Origin of the sequence: Caloramator sp. (assembly GCF_020054765.1) — a bacterium.
Classification (GTDB): Bacteria; Bacillota; Clostridia; order Clostridiales; family Caloramatoraceae; genus Thermobrachium; species Thermobrachium proteoclasticum.
Map to the genome: position 1 here is coordinate 21527 of NZ_JAIHAO010000011.1, position 17112 is coordinate 38638.

At 32.1% G+C, this 17112-nt stretch carries 15 protein-coding genes; all 15 read left to right on the forward strand.

Features of this window, described 5'->3' with window-relative positions; genetic code table 11:
• The first annotated feature begins 170 nt into the window (after positions 1-170).
• The 15 genes from JG776_RS05530 (at position 171) to JG776_RS05600 (ending at position 16941) form a co-directional block, all read left to right on the forward strand.
• Positions 171-653, forward strand: coding sequence for a DUF523 domain-containing protein (locus tag JG776_RS05530; protein ID WP_291965449.1), 483 nt, complete (start codon positions 171-173; stop codon positions 651-653).
• 104 nt (positions 654-757) lie between these two features.
• On the forward strand, positions 758-2080 hold the full coding sequence (locus JG776_RS05535; RefSeq protein WP_291965451.1) for an amino acid permease: 1323 nt from the start codon (positions 758-760) through the stop codon (positions 2078-2080).
• 91 nt (positions 2081-2171) lie between these two features.
• Positions 2172-2693, forward strand: a complete 522-nt coding sequence (locus JG776_RS05540) for a GNAT family protein (protein ID WP_291965586.1) — start codon at positions 2172-2174, stop codon at positions 2691-2693.
• Positions 2690-3238, forward strand: coding sequence for a phosphodiesterase (gene yfcE / locus JG776_RS05545; protein ID WP_291965453.1), 549 nt, complete (start codon positions 2690-2692; stop codon positions 3236-3238). The genes JG776_RS05540 and yfcE overlap by 4 nt, the downstream gene beginning before the upstream one ends.
• 13 nt (positions 3239-3251) lie before the next feature.
• Positions 3252-4268 carry an alpha-hydroxy-acid oxidizing protein gene (locus tag JG776_RS05550; protein ID WP_291965455.1) on the forward strand — a complete coding sequence of 339 codons (1017 nt, stop codon included), beginning with the start codon at positions 3252-3254 and terminating at the stop codon, positions 4266-4268.
• Between the two features lie 662 nt (positions 4269-4930).
• A complete protein-coding gene (gene pflB / locus JG776_RS05555; protein ID WP_291965456.1) occupies positions 4931-7156 on the forward strand; it encodes a formate C-acetyltransferase in 2226 nt (741 codons plus the stop codon).
• A gap of 13 nt (positions 7157-7169) precedes the next feature.
• Positions 7170-7901, forward strand: coding sequence for a pyruvate formate-lyase-activating protein (pflA, locus tag JG776_RS05560; RefSeq protein ID WP_291965458.1), 732 nt, complete (start codon positions 7170-7172; stop codon positions 7899-7901).
• A gap of 118 nt (positions 7902-8019) precedes the next feature.
• Positions 8020-8841: an alkaline phosphatase gene (locus tag JG776_RS05565; protein ID WP_291965460.1), complete on the forward strand. Its 822-nt coding sequence runs from the start codon at positions 8020-8022 to the stop codon at positions 8839-8841.
• The gene (locus tag JG776_RS05570) at positions 8825-9520 is read left to right on the forward strand and encodes a hypothetical protein (protein WP_291965462.1); all 696 of its coding nucleotides are present in this window, start codon (positions 8825-8827) and stop codon (positions 9518-9520) included. Before JG776_RS05565 ends, JG776_RS05570 begins: the two co-directional genes overlap by 17 nt.
• 13 nt (positions 9521-9533) lie before the next feature.
• Positions 9534-11264 carry an alkaline phosphatase gene (locus JG776_RS05575; RefSeq protein WP_291965463.1) on the forward strand — a complete coding sequence of 577 codons (1731 nt, stop codon included), beginning with the start codon at positions 9534-9536 and terminating at the stop codon, positions 11262-11264.
• 521 nt (positions 11265-11785) lie between these two features.
• On the forward strand, positions 11786-12451 hold the full coding sequence (locus JG776_RS05580; RefSeq protein WP_291965465.1) for an MgtC/SapB family protein: 666 nt from the start codon (positions 11786-11788) through the stop codon (positions 12449-12451).
• A 70-nt stretch (positions 12452-12521) separates the two neighbouring features.
• A complete protein-coding gene (gene ptb / locus JG776_RS05585) occupies positions 12522-13427 on the forward strand; it encodes a phosphate butyryltransferase (protein WP_291965467.1) in 906 nt (301 codons plus the stop codon).
• Between the two features lie 19 nt (positions 13428-13446).
• Positions 13447-15210, forward strand: a complete 1764-nt coding sequence (gene iorA, locus JG776_RS05590; RefSeq protein ID WP_291965469.1) for an indolepyruvate ferredoxin oxidoreductase subunit alpha — start codon at positions 13447-13449, stop codon at positions 15208-15210.
• Complete coding sequence (locus JG776_RS05595) at positions 15210-15779, forward strand: indolepyruvate oxidoreductase subunit beta (RefSeq protein WP_291965471.1); 570 nt, start codon at positions 15210-15212, stop codon at positions 15777-15779. Before iorA ends, JG776_RS05595 begins: the two co-directional genes overlap by 1 nt.
• A 256-nt stretch (positions 15780-16035) precedes the next feature.
• A complete protein-coding gene (locus tag JG776_RS05600; protein WP_291965473.1) occupies positions 16036-16941 on the forward strand; it encodes a transposase in 906 nt (301 codons plus the stop codon).
• The last annotated feature ends 171 nt before the right edge of the window (positions 16942-17112 follow it).

The following is a 17112-nucleotide window of genomic DNA, read 5'->3' on the forward strand; positions in this document are numbered from 1 at the left end:
AAGCAGGGCTGTCTGAATATTTATATTAAGACAGCCCTTTTTATATTGCTTAAGTATGTTTTAAATTTATATTAAAATACATTAAGAAAAATTTATATTAAGTTTTTGACTAAATTATTGAAAAGTGTTGAAATATAATATAAATTGTAAAATATCTAAGGGGTGATTTTATGATATTAGTGAGTGCTTGTTTATTAGGTGTATGTTGTAAATACAATGGGGGTGATAATAAAAATCAAAAAGTAGTTGATTTAGTTAAAAAATATAATTTAATACCTGTTTGCCCAGAACAATTAGGAGGACTTAGCACTCCAAGGAAACCAGCAGAAATTACGGCAGAGGATGCAAAAAAGGTTTTGGATGGAATAGGGAAAGTAGTCAATGTTTGTGGGGAAGATGTAACAGAAAACTTTATAAAGGGAGCCTATGAAACTTTAAAATTAGCAAAGCTCTATGATGTGAAAATTGCAATATTAAAATCAAAAAGTCCATCCTGCGGGTGTGGATTTATATATGATGGAAGTTTTAGTGGTAAATTGAAAAGCGGAAATGGAGTAACAACAGAGCTTTTAATTCAAAATGGAATAAAGGTTTATACTGAAGATGTTATAGATTATAAAATAATAGAGAAAATTATGAAAATTGATTATTAAAAATTTTTTAAGAAAACTGTGTTGAAATAAATCATTCTTTTTAGTAAAATAGTAAAGTCGAAAAAAGTAAAAAAATATCGAATAACACAGGAAGGAAGGGTAGAATGCAAGCTTTAAAGGAACAAAATTATCAAGTACAGCAGAAAAAGAGTTTAGGACTTATTGAAGCAATAGCAGTAGTAATTGGTGTTGTAATAGGTTCAGGTATTTTCTTTAAACCAGCAAAGGTTTTTACTGATGCAGGAGCACCTGGACTTGGAATTCTTGCTTGGGTAGTAGGTGGAATTATTACAATGGCAGCAGGACTTACTGTTGCGGAAATAGCAGCAGCAATTCCAAAAACAGGCGGATTATTTGCATATCTTAAGGAATTGTATGGAGAAAAATGGGCCTTCCTATTAGGATGGGTACAGACATTAGTATACATACCAGGTTCAATGGCTGCACTTGGTATAGTATTTGCAACACAGGCAACTGCCTTTGTTACTTTAACAGATTTTCAACAAAAAATATTAGCAGTTGGAGTAATAGGATTTTTAATGGTAGTGAATATGCTTTCAACTAAGTTTGGTGGAAAGCTTCAATCAGTAGCAACAGTAGCTAAGCTACTTCCAATGTTTGTTTTAGTGATATTTGGATTACTTAAAGGCCAAGCTCATAACTTTACTCCAATAGTGTCAAATGCAAGTACGACTGCTGGATTTGGAGCTGCAATACTTGGAACACTTTGGGCATATGATGGCTGGATAAATGTAGGAAATATTGCAGGAGAAATAGAAAATCCAGGCAAGAACCTACCAAGAGCTATAATAGGTGGATTATTACTTGTTATGGTGGCATATATTACAGTAAATGTTGCTTTAATAAACGTGCTTCCAGTTGAACAGATAATGGCTTCTAAAAAGGCTGCATCAGATGTTGCTAAGGTGCTATTTGGCGAGGGAGGAGCAGCATTTATATCAGCTGGAATATTGATATCAATATTTGGTGCTTTAAATGGTTATATATTAACAGGTACAAGAGTTCCTTATGCTATGGCAAAGGAAAGACTTCTTCCTTATCACGAAGTTTTATCAAAGGAAAATGAAAAGTATGGAACTCCTGTTAATGCTATGGTTTTAACATTTATTATGACTACAATATATGTTGCAACAGGTTCCTTTGATATATTAACAGAACTTGTTGTGTTTGTACTTTGGATATTCTTTACTATGGCTGTTGCAGGCGTATTTATTTTAAGAAAGAATTTCCCACATCTACACAGACCATATGAAGTCCCATTATTCCCAATAATTCCACTTATAGGTATTGCAGGTGGTGTGTTTATACTAATAAATACACTTCTTACAAACACAACATATGCACTTTATGGTGTGGTTGTAACATTAGTTGGACTTCCAGTTTACAAATATCTTAGAAAGAACTAATTAAGCTTAAAAGACTGCCATTTAGGAAAAACCTGAGGCAGTCTTTATTTTTTTATGGTATAATTATGCTAAATGGAAGGGGAGGTGTTATATTGCTTTCTGGAAAAAAGTTTTTTTAAGGGCAGTTGAACTTGAGGATTCGAGGATAATATCAGCTTGGCTTAACGACAGGGACACCAATATAAATTTAGATATAATTTACCCATTATCAAGACGTTATGCAGATTCTTATGTTTTATCTTCTGAGGAAGAGGCAAGTAAAAGAATTTTTGTTATTGATAATCAGGACAGAAAACCGATAGGACTTTTTATAATAGATAAAATAAAATGGGAATATAGAAATTGTGAAATAGGAATTGTAATCTATGATAAAAATCAAAGGGGAAAAGGATTAGGTGAAGATGCATTAAGAACAGGACTTGATTTTATATTTAATGAGATGAATATGAATCTTGTATATCTTCACGTTTTAAGTGACAATAAAGCAGCATTAAATTTATATAGAAAACTTGGTTTTGAATTTGAGGGCGAGCTTAGAGATAGAATATATAAGAATGGAAAATATCATAATCTTATAGTTATGAGTAAAAAAAGAGAGGAGGATATAATATGAAAATAGGTTTTATAAGTGATATTCACGGTTATCCTAAAAGGTTTAAAAGGGCAATGGAACTTTTAAAGGATGCAGATGTTGTGCTATGTGCAGGTGATGTTTTATATCACGGGCCAAGAAATCCAATTTTAGAAGGGTATAATCCACAAGGTTTAGTAGAGGAGCTTAAAAACATTCAAAAAGAACTAATAATTGCAAGAGGAAATTGTGATGCGGAAGTAGATTTAATGGTTTTAGAGTATCCTGTTTTTACTCCAGTTGTATTTTATGAAAAGGATGGAGTAAGGTTTATGGTAAATCACGGCCACGAATATAGCGATGACGAGATAAAAATGATGATTGATAGATTTAATATTGATGTTATGGTTTTAGGACATACGCATATAAGAAGATTTGAGAAGTATAAAAACTCTGTAATTATAAATCCTGGAAGTATTTCTGTACCAAAGGGAGATGATATTCCTTCGTTTGCATATTATGAGGATGGTTACATAGTATTTGTTAATTTAAATAATGGTGAAATAATTGAAAAAAATAAAATTTAAATGGGGGATAGTTATGGATTATAAAGAAGTATTAAAAAGGGCAAAGGAAAATCTAAATGGTAGCTGTAGAGTGTGTAGTGTTTGTAATGGAAGGGCCTGTGCTGGAGAAGTTCCAGGAATGGGTGGTACAGGTACAGGAAGTGCGTTTTTAGCAAACTATGAGGCACTTGATAGGCTTAAAGTAAATATGAGGGTAATTCATAGTGCTAAGGATCCAGACACTTCTATAGAACTATTTGGTAAGAAATTAAGAATTCCAGTAATGGCGGCACCGGTATCAGGTACAACTCTTAATATGGGAGGTAAATTTACAGAAAGAGAGTATATTTCCTGGGTAATAAGGGGATGTTTAAGTGGAGGAATTTATCCTATTGTTGGAGATACTGCCGTAGATTCCTTTTTACCAACAAATTTAGAAGAGCTTAAAAAGGTTGGAGGACAAGGAATTGCAATAATAAAGCCTTGGGAGAATAAAAACATAATACAAAAGATTAAAATGGCAGAGGATGCTGGTGTATTTGCAGTTGGAGTTGATATAGATGCAGCAGGATTAATTACCTTGGCACTTTATGGGAAACCTGTAGGTCCTAAAACAGTTGAAGAGATTAAGGAACTGGTTCAATCTACTAAATTACCATTTATATTAAAGGGAGTTATGACTGTAGAGGATGCAATGCTTGCTGTTGAAACTGGGGCAAGTGCTATTGTTGTATCAAATCACGGTGGAAGGGTATTAGACCATACTCCTGGAGTTGCAGAGGTATTGCCAGAAATTGCAAAGGTTGTAAAGGGTAAGATTACAATACTTGCAGATGGTGGAGTTAGAACAGGTGTTGATGTTTTAAAGATGTTGGCACTTGGTGCAGACGCTGTTTTGATTGGAAGGCCATTTGTAACTGCATCCTTTGGTGGAGGAGAAGAAGGAGTTAAGGCATATATAGACAAGATAGCAGCAGAATTGAAGTCTGCAATGATTTTAACAGGATGTAACAGCATTAGGGATATAGATGAGAGAGTTATAAGATATTAAGGAATATGGAATAAAGAATAATATAATTAACAAATATAGTGATAATTGGTATACAAAAGCCCAATGAAGGTATTTGATAAGTCTTAGCTTTTTGATTTTGTAAAAGTCCTTAATATTGTACAGGTGTTCCAAGTTAGTGACCTTTACGGATGAGGGCATAGCAAGGGTAGGACTTTTTAAACAAAAGCTTAGATTAGTGAAATGAACGAACGATAACAAAACCTTCAAAGGGCTTTTTTTATTATAGCCAAATTAGGTTGGTTATGATTAGAAGGTATAGTTTTCTACTTCTTATTTGGTTGGATAAGAGATACGTATAATTGTTTTTAGAGGAGCACAACTTTAGTTTTAACCTAATTTTAATTTATTGATAAAAATTTTTTTGTTTAAAGTGTGTCAGATAAACTTTGATAGATTTAATGTATTTCTGTACTTTTATAACCTAAAATAAAGTAAATAGGAGTTAATTAATAATTATTATTGTCAGAAACTTAACAATATTATCTATTTTTTATCAATATAACAGAAGATTTTGTGAGATATAACAGATTACAAAAAGTGATAAAAATAATTGAAAAATAAGCAAAAAATATATTGATACAGATAACAAAAAGGTATATAATAGGCTTAAGAAAGATGTTCTACATAAGGAGGTAATTACTATGAAGTTTAATGAATGGCAAGGTTTTGTTGAGGGTCGTTGGACTGAAGAAATAGATGTAAGAGATTTTATACAAAAGAACTATACACCATATGAAGGAGATGCATCATTTTTAGTACCTACTTCAGAAAAGACTGCAAAGCTTTGGGAAGAAGCAAAGAAGCTTATAATAGAAGAAATAAAAAAGGGTGTAATAGATGTAGATACTGAAACAGTTTCAGAAGTAAATGCATATAAGCCTGGATATTTAGATAAAGAAAATGAAGTGATTGTTGGTTTTCAAACAGATGCTCCACTTAAGAGAATAGTTAACCCTTGGGGCGGAATAAGAATGGCAGTTCAAGCTGCAGAAGCTTATGGATATAAAGTTAACCAAGAAATAGTAGATATATTTACAAAATATAGAAAGACACACAATCAAGGTGTATTTGATGCTTACACAGATGAAATGAAGCTTGCAAGAAAATCAGGTGTTATAACAGGTCTTCCAGATGCATATGGTAGAGGAAGAATAATAGGTGACTACAGAAGACTTGCATTATATGGGGCAGACTACCTAATAGAAAAGAAACAACAAGATAAGAAAAAGCTTGTTGGTGCAATGACTGAAGAAGTAATTAGACTAAGAGAAGAGTTAACTGAACAAATTAAGGCACTTGAAGAATTAAAGAAGATGGCTGCATCCTATGGTTATGATGTTTCAAAACCAGCAAAGGATGCAAAGGAAGCAGTTCAATGGGTTTACTTTGCATACCTTGCAGCAATCAAGCAACAAAATGGTGCTGCAATGTCCCTTGGAAGAGTAAGTACATTCCTTGATATATATATAGAAAGAGACCTAAGAAATGGTGTTATAACTGAAGTTGAAGCACAAGAACTTATAGACCAATTTGTTATGAAGCTAAGAATGGCAAGACACCTAAGAACTCCTGAATATAATGAACTATTTGCAGGAGATCCAACTTGGATAACAGAAGCTATTGGTGGTATGGGTGTAGATGGAAGAACACTTGTAACAAAGAACAGCTTCAGATTCCTACACACACTTGTAAATCTTGGTCCTGCACCAGAACCAAATATGACAGTGCTTTGGTCAACTAAACTTCCAGAAAACTTTAAGAAGTTCTGTGCAGAAATGTCAATAAAGACAGACTCAATACAATATGAAAATGACGATGTTATGAGACCAATATTTGGTGATGACTATGCTATTGCTTGCTGCGTATCTGCTATGAAGGTTGGAAAGCAAATGCAATTCTTTGGAGCAAGAGCAAACCTTGGTAAGGCACTACTATACTCAATAAATGGTGGTGTTGATGAAAAGCTTGGAATGCAAATAGGACCAAAGACAGATATTCCACAAGGTGAATACTTAGATTACGATGATGTAATGAGAAGATTTGATGAAACTATGGAATGGTTAGCAGGCCTTTATGTAAATACTATGAATGTAATACACTATATGCATGATAAGTATGCTTATGAATCACTACAAATGGCACTGCACGATACAGAAGTTGAAAGACTTATGGCCTTTGGTATAGCAGGTCTATCAGTTGCAGCAGACTCATTAAGTGCTATAAAGTATGCAAAGGTTAAGCCAATAAGAGTAGATGGAATAGCAGTAGATTTTGAAGTTGAAGGCGAATATCCAAAATACGGAAATGATGATGATAGAGTAGACCAAATAGCAGTTGAGCTTGTAGAAAGATTTATAGAAAAACTAAAGAAACATGCAACATACAGAAATGCAATACACACACTTTCAGTATTAACAATAACTTCAAATGTTGTATATGGTAAGAAGACTGGTTCAACACCAGATGGAAGAAAGAAGGGTGAACCATTTGCTCCAGGTGCAAATCCAATGCACGGAAGAGATATACAAGGTGCACTTGCATCACTTAACTCAGTTGCAAAAATACCATATACAAGCTGTATGGATGGGGTATCAAATACATTCTCAATACTTCCAGACGCACTTGGAAAGGATATGGAGGAGAGAGTAAATAATCTTGTTGCGATAATGGATGGATACTTTGCACAAAATGCACACCACCTAAATGTTAACGTGCTAAATAGAGAAACACTTATGGATGCTATGGAACATCCAGAAAAGTATCCAACACTTACAATAAGAGTTTCAGGATATGCAGTAAACTTTACAAGACTAACAAAGGAACAACAACTTGATGTTATAAAGAGAACATTCCATGAAAGAATATAAAGGGGAGTAGGAAATGTTAAAGGCAAGAGTTCATTCCATTGAAACAATGGGACTTGTTGATGGACCTGGAATAAGAGTTGTAGTTTTTATGCAGGGATGCAAACTAAGATGTGCCTATTGCCACAACCCTGATACTTGGGATAGAAACGGTGGATTTGAAATAACAGTTGATGAGCTTTTGCAGAAGGTCAAGAGGTATAAAATATATTTTAATCACTCGGGCGGCGGTGTTACACTTTCAGGCGGAGATCCCCTCCTCCAGCCTGAATTTGTAATAGAATTTTTTAAAAGATGTAAAGAGGAAGGAATACACACAACTCTTGATACATCAGGATATGGAATTGGTATGTATGATGAAATATTAAGATATACAGATTTAGTGCTTCTTGATATAAAGCATATTGAAGATGTTGAACATAAAAAGCTTACAGGTTATGATAGGCATGGGTTTTTAGAATTTTTAGATGCGGTTAAAAAAAATAACACAAAGCTTTGGATAAGACACGTTGTTGTTCCAGGTATAACGGATACAGAAGACCATATAAGGGCTCTTGCTGATTATATTAACACCATTCCAAATGTTGAAAAGGTAGAGCTACTACCATATCACGTGCACGGAGTAAACAAATATGCTGAGCTGGGTATGAAATATAGGCTTGAAGGTGTAGAACCTTTATCTAAGGAAAGATTAGAGCAGTTGAAAGGTATAATGAATACAAAATTAAAGGATGTCCAAATTAAATAGGACATCCTTTAATTTTGTATTCGAGTTAAATAATTAACATACTTATAACGTAAATATAAATACATAGTAACAGAAGAAATTTATTATAAAATAAGAATTTAAATAGGAGGTATATGCTATGAATAGCAAAATTAAGAAAATATTTTGTGGGGCTTTATGTAGCATTGTACTTGTTGGTTCTTTAGTTACAACAGGTATTAGGAATACTTTTAATGTTAAAGCAGAAAGTCCCCGAAAAGTAAAAAATGTAATTATGTTAATTGGAGATGGGATGAGCACAGAAGCTATAACGCTTGCAAGATGGTATAATAATGGACAACCACTTGCTATGGATGAAATCTCTGTAGGAGCAGTAAAAACTTATTGGGTAGATGGTCCAATAACAGATTCAGCACCTGGTGGTACAGCTTATGCTGTTGGGCAAAAAACAAAAAATAAATATGTTGGAGTGTCAAAAGATAAAAAACCTTTAGCAACTATATTGGAGGCTGCAAAGTTAGATGGGAAAGCAACTGGTCTTGTAGTTACTTGTGAAGTTCCACATGCTACACCAGCGGATTTTTCAGCACATATTGATTCAAGAAGTAACTATGATGCAATCATAAAACAACAGGTTTATAATGGATTAGATGTGGTGTTAGGTGGAGGTAAGAAATATTCGGAAGTATATAAGGATGAATTAATAGCAAAAGGTTATGATTATGTCACAACAAAGCAGGAGATGCTTCAAGCTACATCTAATAAAATTTGGGGTATGTTTGCTGATGTAGATATGGCCTACGATATAGATAGAGAAAAAACAAGAGCAGAGGAACCGACTCTCGCAGAAATGACAAAAAAGGCAATAGAAGTTTTATCAAAGGATAAAGATGGATTCTTTTTAATGGTAGAGGGAAGTAAGATTGACTGGGCTGCACACGCCAATGATCCAGTTGGTTGAAACAGGTTCAACAAAGGATAAGAGATACTCTTATGATAATATTAGTTTTGAAGATAGCGTGAACAAAATAAAAAATTTTAAAATGACTGCACAAACATTTAATAATTTAATTGTTGGGAAAAGTGATGATGAAATAAGAAGTATTGTTGCTGAAAATTATGGAATAAATGATTTAAATTCAGATGAATTAAATAAAATAAAGTCAAACAAAATAAATGAAGTTATAAGTGCACGTTTAAGGGTAGGTTTTACTACAGGTGGACATACAGGTGAAGACGTTTATCTTGGTATATATGCTCCTTTTGGAGTAGAAAAGCTAAAGGGAGTAGTTGATAATACAGAAGTTAATAGGTATATGCAAAGGATACTTTTAGGAGAAGAAAAATTAAATACATTGACAGGAGAATTATTTGTTGAAGGACAGTCTGCTTTTGAAGCAAAGGGAGCAACAGTAAATATAATTATACCTAAAGTTCAGGATCCTAAGGATGCTACAAAGGAAATTGATGATGTTAAAAATGCATATGTAATTGTAACAAAGGGTTCGGATGTACTTAAGTTATATTTGTACACAAATAAGTATGAGTTAAATGGCAATATAGTAGAAATAGAATCTGTAATGCCTTTTGTTTCCGGAAAGTTTTATATTCCTAATAAAATTGTTGATTTAATTAAGTAAGGAGGCATTATATATGAATTTTAAAATATATAATAAAAAAATTACAAGTATTGTATTGGCGTCAATATTGTCAATTTCGGCAATTACTTTTAAAAGTTTAAGAGAAAATAATATAGCAATGGCAGAAGAACAAAGAAAGGTAAAGAATGTAATATTTTTGATACCAGATGGTATGAGTATAGCAACGACAACGCTTGCGAGATGGTATAAGGATGCACAGGATGGAATAGTAGGAAATGATAAATTAACATTAGATGAGATAGCATCAGGATATGTAAAAACATATTGGGCAAATGGTCCAATAACAGATTCAGCACCTGCTGCAACAGCTTATGCACTTGGAGTAAAATCAAATAATAAGTATGTAGGAGTAGATACAGATAAGATTCCAAAGGCTTCAATACTTGAAGCTGCAAAATTAAATGGTAAGGCTACTGGTATTGTTGCAACTTCAGAAATAATGCATGCAACACCTGCAGATTTTACGGCACATTATCCAGATAGAAGTAATTATAATGCATTATCAAAGCAACAGATTTATAATAATGCTGATGTTGTTTTAGGTGGAGGAGATAGTTTCTTTGCTAAGGATGGTGCAGGCAAAAGAAATGATAATAAAGATTTGAAAGAAGAAATTAAAAAACTTGGGTATGATTATGTAACAACTAAGAATGAAATGATAAATTCAAAAGCAAGTAAGATATGGGGAGTTTTTGCACCAAAGGATTTAGCATATGATATAGATAGAGCAGAAACAAGACCTGAGGAACCAACTCTTGCAGAAATGACAAGAAAGGCAATAGAAGTTTTATCAAAGGATAAAGATGGATTCTTTTTAATGGTAGAGGGAAGTAAGATTGACTGGGCTGCACACGCCAATGATCCAGTTGGCTATGAAACTGGTTCTACATCAGATAGTAGATATAAGTATGATAATATTACATTTGCAGATAGTGTTTTCAATATAAAAAATGCTAAGGCTACTGTACAAAGGTTTAATAATATGATAATTGGAAAATCTGATAGCGAAATATTAAGCCTTGTATCAACATATTATGGTTATAATGATATAAACAGTGAAGAGTTAGCAAAAATAAAAGATGGTAAGATAAATGAAGTTGTAAGTAATAGAACAAAAATAGGTTTTACAACAGGTGGACACACAGGTGGAGATGTAATGCTTTATGTTTATGCACCTTATGATATAGAAAGATTATCAGGTACAGTTGATAATACTGAAATTAATAGATATATACAAAGAGTTTTAGGTGTAGATTTAAGTAAGGCTACTAAAGAATTATTTATTAATGCTAAAGATGCATTTGAAAATATTGGTGCTAATTTTACATTAGATTTAAGTGATTCAGATAATCCAAAGGCAATAGTAAAGAAAGGAGATATAACACTAACTGCATATGCATATACAAATAAAATTGATATTAATGGAACAGAATACACATTAGATGGTGTAATTGTTTATAATGGTGATAAAATTTTCTTATCTCAAAAAGCAGTTGACTTATTTAATGAAAAATATAATGAAGCTGTAAATAAAGGCTCTGAAAATAATATAAATAAAAATAATAACAATGAAAATAGTAGTTCAGAAAAGCAAACACATAATACAGATAAAAAATTACCAAAAACAGGATCACCTTTTGATTTCACATTAATAGTTGTAGGAGCAGTTTTTGTTATTATAATAGGTACATCATTAATGATTATTTCAGAAAAAAGTGCATAATAGGGACAGTTACTTATTTTATTAAGTTATAACCAATGAAAGAGCAGACACTAATTTTGGATGTCTGCTCTTTCTTACTTTTGTAAAAAGGGACGGTTACTTAATTTTTGACCTACTCAAACAATAAGGGGTAAGGTATAATATAAAAAATTAACATTATATAGACTTGACTGTTTTTATCAATTATTGATTTAAAGGCACATTGTATATTTTAATTCTATTTAGTAAATAAGTAGGGACGGTTACTTATTTTTGCAATACTTTTAGTTTTTAAGGGGTAGAGGATGAGGTATTTTAAAGTGGTATATAACTTATTTTTAAAATATTGATCAGAATACTTGCAATAAAGTTTTAAATTAGTAAAGAAACTTGAAAGTTATTCTTATAAGATTTATAGCTAAAATAAAATTAGATAATGTTCTCAGGCTATAAAAAATAAGTAACTGTCCCCAGTTTTAATGTTTTACTGTACAATAAGTAAAATATAATTTAATATATATAAAAAATTCAGGAGTGATTTTATGGAAAGATATATTATAATTATCTTTAAATTAATGCTGTCCTTTATATTAGGAGGAACTGTTGGTTATGAGAGAGAATTTAAAAATAGACCAGCAGGACTTCGTACACACGTTTTAGTATGCCTTGGTGCTACTTTAGTACAAATAATTTCAATTGATTATTATAAATTAAATTCTATAGTTAATTATGATCCTATGAGGCTTGGAGCTCAAGTGATAAGTGGCATAGGTTTTTTAGGTGCAGGTACAATATTAAAGGAGGGTGTAAATGTAAAGGGATTAACTACTGCAGCAAGCATATGGTCTGTTGCTTGCATTGGTCTTGCTGTTGGTTCTGGGCTATATTTTGAAGGTATTATTACAACTTCATTTATTTATTTCTGTCTAAGATGGTTTAAGGGAATAGAAAAAAGAATTATTCAAGGTAAAAGATATATAGTTTTTAGTATGATTTTAAAGGATGAACCTGGAGTTATAGGGGAAATTGCAAGTATATTTGGTAAAAAGAAAATTAATATAACTAATATAGAGCTTCAAAAAATAGATGATTATTATGTTGAGGTGGAAATTTCAACAAACCTTATGTATATGCAAAATGCAGGTGAAATAATGGGTTTATTAGAAAATGTTAAAGGTATTGAGACAATTAAGATGAAGGAGGAATAAACAAAATATTTTAAATATAAAAAATATTTGATAAAATAAGAATAGGTAAATTTATAGGGGGTGAATAACAATGATAAAAAATTTTGATGAATTGATTGAAATTGTAAAGCAACAGCCTAAGATGAAGCTTGCAGTTGCAACAGCAGAAGATGAAGAGGTTCTTTTAGCAGTTGATGAAGCTGTAAAACTTGGTATAATTGATGCAATTCTTGTAGGTAATAAAGAAAAGATATTAAAAATAGCAAATGAACTAAAAATAAATGTTGACTCATATGAAGTTATACATACAGATAATTTAACAGATGCAGCAAGGATTGCTGTATCACTTGTGGCGGATAATATTGCTGACTTTTTAATGAAGGGTTTAATTGGTACAGCAGACCTTTTAAAGGCAGTATTAGACAAGGAGAAGGGGCTAAGAGGAAGTGGGCTTTTGAGTCACGTTATGGTATATAGCGTTCCAACTTATCATAAACTTCTTTTTTTAACTGATGGAGGTATGGTTACATATCCAGATCTTTATCAAAAGGTTCAAATAGTAAATAATGCTGTTAAAGTAGCAAAGGCATTTGGAATAAATCCAATTCATGTTGCTCCTCTTTGTGCTGTAGAAGTTGTAAACCCTGATATGCAGGCTACACTTGATGCAGCTGCCTTATCTAAAATGAACCAAAGAGGACAAATAAAAGATTGTGTTATTGATGGGCCATTGGCACTTGATAATGCAATATCTATAGAGGCAGCAAAACATAAGGGTATTACAAGTCCTGTTGCAGGTCAGGCAGATATACTACTTGTTCCTAATATTGAGGCAGGAAACATATTAGGAAAGTCGTTAACTTATTTTGCAAAGGCAAAGTCTGCAGGGATTATTATGGGAGCAAAATGTCCAATAGTATTAGTTTCAAGAGCAGATACACACGAAGCAAAACTAAACTCCATAGCACTTGGAAGTTTGGTTGCTAATAATAAATAACCTATATGGGGGGATGAGGATGAAAAAAATAATGTCAGGCAATGAAGCTATTGCCAGAGGAGCATGGGAAGCGGGATGTACATTTGCTGCAGCATATCCAGGTACTCCAAGTACAGAAATATTAGAAAATATAGCCCAATATGAAGAAATTTATTCAGAGTGGTCTCCGAATGAAAAGGTTGCTGTGGAGGTAGCCTGTGGGGCATCTATTGCGGGTGCAAGAGCACTTTGTGCAATGAAGCATGTGGGATTAAATGTTGCTGCAGATCCACTTTTTACAATTGCATATGAAGGAGCAAATGGAGGTTTAGTTATAATTTCTGCAGATGATCCTGGTATGCACAGCTCACAAAACGAACAGGACAATAGATTATATGCACCACACGCAAAGGTTGCAATGATTGAACCTTCAGATAGCCAAGAGTGTAAAGATTATATAAAATATGCGTTTGAAATAAGTGAAAAATATGACACTCCTGTTTTGTTTAGGATAACAACAAGAATAGCTCATAGTAAAGGTGTGGTTGAGCTTTCAGAAAGAGAAGAAGTTGGGTTTAAAGATTATGAAAAAAATGTTAAAAAATATGTTATGATTCCAGGAAATGCAAGAATAAAACACGTTGAGGTTGAAGAAAGGTTAAAAAAGCTAAAGGAATTATCAAACAATACTCCATTAAACAGAATAGAATGGGGAGATAAAAAAATAGGAATAGTAACAAGCGGAGTTTCTTATCAATATGCAAAAGAAGTATTTGGCGATAGTGCATCATATCTAAAGATTGGATTTAGTTACCCTTTACCAGATGAGTTGATAAGAAATTTTGCAAAAGAAGTTGAAATGTTATATGTGGTAGAAGAAAACGAGCCTTATCTTGAAAACTACATAAAGTCAATGGGAATTGACTGTGTAGGAAAAGAGATAATACCAATCTGTGGAGAACTTAATCCAGATATTGTAAGAGGAGCATTTTTGGGGAAACAGGAAAAAGAAAAGTATCAATTAGATATAAACGTACCATCAAGGCCACCAGTATTATGTCCAGGTTGTCCTCATAGAGGAATTTTTTATGCAGTAAGTAAGTATAAAGACATTATAGCAACAGGTGACATAGGCTGTTATACTTTAGGAATGATGCCGCCACTTAATGTTACGGATACAGTCATTTGTATGGGAGCTGGAATATCAGCAGCAATAGGATTTGAAAAGGTATATAAAATGGCAAATAGAAAGGGAAAAATATTTGGATTTGTTGGAGATTCAACCTTCTTCCATTCAGGAATTACAGGGTTAATAGATGCAGTTTATAATCAAAGTCCAATAGTTGCTGTTATTTTGGATAACAGTATTACAGCTATGACAGGACATCAGGAAAATCCGGGAACAGGAAAAACAATAAAGGGTGAGATAACTCAGGTTGTTGACATTTTGAGTATTGTAAAGGCTGTTGGTATTAAGGAAGAAAATATAAGAGTGGTTGATCCATATGATTTAAAGGCTACAGAAGAGGCTGTAAAGGATGCATATAATTCAAAGGAGCCCTTTGTAATTATAACAAAACAGCCTTGTGCTTTAATTAAAGAAGTACAAAAGAAGAGATCAGGCAAATATTTAGTTATAAATCAAGAAAAATGTAAAAAGTGCAAGGCTTGTTTGAGAACAGGCTGTCCTGCTATTTCAATAAGAAACAACAACGTAGTTATAGATAAGAATATGTGCAATGCTTGTACAGTTTGTCAACAGGTATGCAAATTTGATGCAATTGAAAAAGGGGGGAATTTCTAATGGTTAAAAGCATATTGTTCGTTGGAGTAGGTGGACAAGGAATTATATTGGCATCAAAAGTGCTTACTGAGGGACTATTAAAGTTTGGATATGATGTTAAAATGTCTGAAGTTCACGGAATGGCACAACGAGGAGGAAGTGTTACAACACAAGTAAGGTTTGGAGATAAGGTATATTCCCCCTTAATTGGTGAAGGTGAAGCTGATGTTGTAGTTTCTTTTGAAAAGGTTGAGGCTGTAAGGTGGATTAACTATTTAAAAAAGCATGGTAAATTGATTGTTAATGATTATGAGATATATTCCTTACCTGTACTTATAGGTAAGGAGGAGTATCCTAATAATATTGAAGAAGAGCTTAAAGAATCGGGAGTAGAATATAAGCTGTTTAATGCAGCAAAGATTGCTGAGGATGTTGGTAATATAAAAACACAAAATATGGTTATATTAGGTGCATTAGTTAAATCGTTAGCACTTGAGACGTTAGATTGGGATGGAGTTATAAAAGATGTTTTGCCTGAAAAGTTAGTTGAAATAAATACAAAGGCATTTAAATTAGGATTATCAATTTAGGGACGGTTACTTATTGATGCAATAACAATTACAATTCTATTTAAAAATTAATTATACCAAAGTAGATATGGATATTAGCATATCTACTTTGGTCAGTTTAAACAAATTTCTTCTTTATATTATTGAAACTAATAATTAACAATAAAAGTATATATTTTAAAGTTATTACTTTAGAAAAATTAAATAGTAATAATGGTATAAAATCACCTCATAATTGGAAAAATAAGTATAAAAACATTTGGAGGTGATTTTTTTTATGCCAAGAATGGCAAGGGAAAAATCATACGATTCAATATATCACATAATGGTAAAGAGTATTTCAGAAGTAAATCTATTCAAGGATGATGAAGATAAGATTAATTACTTAAATTATATGAAAAAAGCTCAAGAACAATTTGAATTTATAGTGTATTCATATTGTTTAATGGACAATCATGCCCATTTTGTTATAGATGCTAATGGTGCTGACATATCAAAAATAATGCATTTTATAAACTACAAATATGCTATGTGCTTTAATAAAAGGCATAAAAGGCACGGACATTTATTTCAGGATAGATTTAAAAGCAAAATTGTAAAGAGCGAACGCTACCTTTTTGCATTAACAGCATATGTTCATTTTAATGCAACTGCAATTAAGGGGTATGAGCACCACCCTGAGGAATATCCCTTTTCTTCTTTAGCAATATATTTAGGATTAAAGAAAGACAATTTTGATTTAATTGATGACGTGTTTGTTTTATCAATGTTTGGGTTAAATGATGTTAGTGCACGTGTACAATATAGAGATTTTATTTTTAAAGTTAAAAAATTTATAGATATACAAAAAGAAGAATTTTCAAATGAACCTACTGAATACAGAAGTATGAGAAAAATTTTAGTTAGAGATTTTTCACCTGAAAAAATAATTTTGATTATTATGCAAAAGTTTAATATAAATAAGTATGCTCTTTTTAAATATAGAAGAGACGGTGTTGAAGCTAAGGCTCTTATTTGTTTTATATTAAGAAAACTATGTGATTTAAAGTGTGCTGACATATGTAAGATACTTGGTAATATAGGTCAAGCAAGGGTTTCAAGATTGTGCGGCATAGGAGCAGAGTTGGTAAGAAATAAAAAATACGAATGTATTATAAATGAAATACTTCAACAGGCTTTATAAAGTAAATAAAAAATTATTCATTTGATGAAAAGGGAGTAATTTTTTTGAAATATAAAAAATATATAAATTTTATTATGGTGGTAATGGACAAGCCCAAATAAAAACTTATATGTAGCAACTAATTATATATGTTTATATGCATAAATTTTTAAAATAATGTAGTATTAATAA

Coding starts and splice junctions, on each gene's coding strand:
- JG776_RS05530 (WP_291965449.1), top strand. CDS start 171: ATGATATTAGTGAGTGCTTGTTTATTAGGTGTATGTTGTAAATACAAT.
- JG776_RS05535 (WP_291965451.1), top strand. CDS start 758: ATGCAAGCTTTAAAGGAACAAAATTATCAAGTACAGCAGAAAAAGAGT.
- yfcE (WP_291965453.1), top strand. CDS start 2,690: ATGAAAATAGGTTTTATAAGTGATATTCACGGTTATCCTAAAAGGTTT.
- JG776_RS05550 (WP_291965455.1), top strand. CDS start 3,252: ATGGATTATAAAGAAGTATTAAAAAGGGCAAAGGAAAATCTAAATGGT.
- pflB (WP_291965456.1), top strand. CDS start 4,931: ATGAAGTTTAATGAATGGCAAGGTTTTGTTGAGGGTCGTTGGACTGAA.
- pflA (WP_291965458.1), top strand. CDS start 7,170: ATGTTAAAGGCAAGAGTTCATTCCATTGAAACAATGGGACTTGTTGAT.
- JG776_RS05565 (WP_291965460.1), top strand. CDS start 8,020: ATGAATAGCAAAATTAAGAAAATATTTTGTGGGGCTTTATGTAGCATT.
- JG776_RS05570 (WP_291965462.1), top strand. CDS start 8,825: ATGATCCAGTTGGTTGAAACAGGTTCAACAAAGGATAAGAGATACTCT.
- JG776_RS05575 (WP_291965463.1), top strand. CDS start 9,534: ATGAATTTTAAAATATATAATAAAAAAATTACAAGTATTGTATTGGCG.
- JG776_RS05580 (WP_291965465.1), top strand. CDS start 11,786: ATGGAAAGATATATTATAATTATCTTTAAATTAATGCTGTCCTTTATA.
- ptb (WP_291965467.1), top strand. CDS start 12,522: ATGATAAAAAATTTTGATGAATTGATTGAAATTGTAAAGCAACAGCCT.
- iorA (WP_291965469.1), top strand. CDS start 13,447: ATGAAAAAAATAATGTCAGGCAATGAAGCTATTGCCAGAGGAGCATGG.
- JG776_RS05595 (WP_291965471.1), top strand. CDS start 15,210: ATGGTTAAAAGCATATTGTTCGTTGGAGTAGGTGGACAAGGAATTATA.
- JG776_RS05600 (WP_291965473.1), top strand. CDS start 16,036: ATGCCAAGAATGGCAAGGGAAAAATCATACGATTCAATATATCACATA.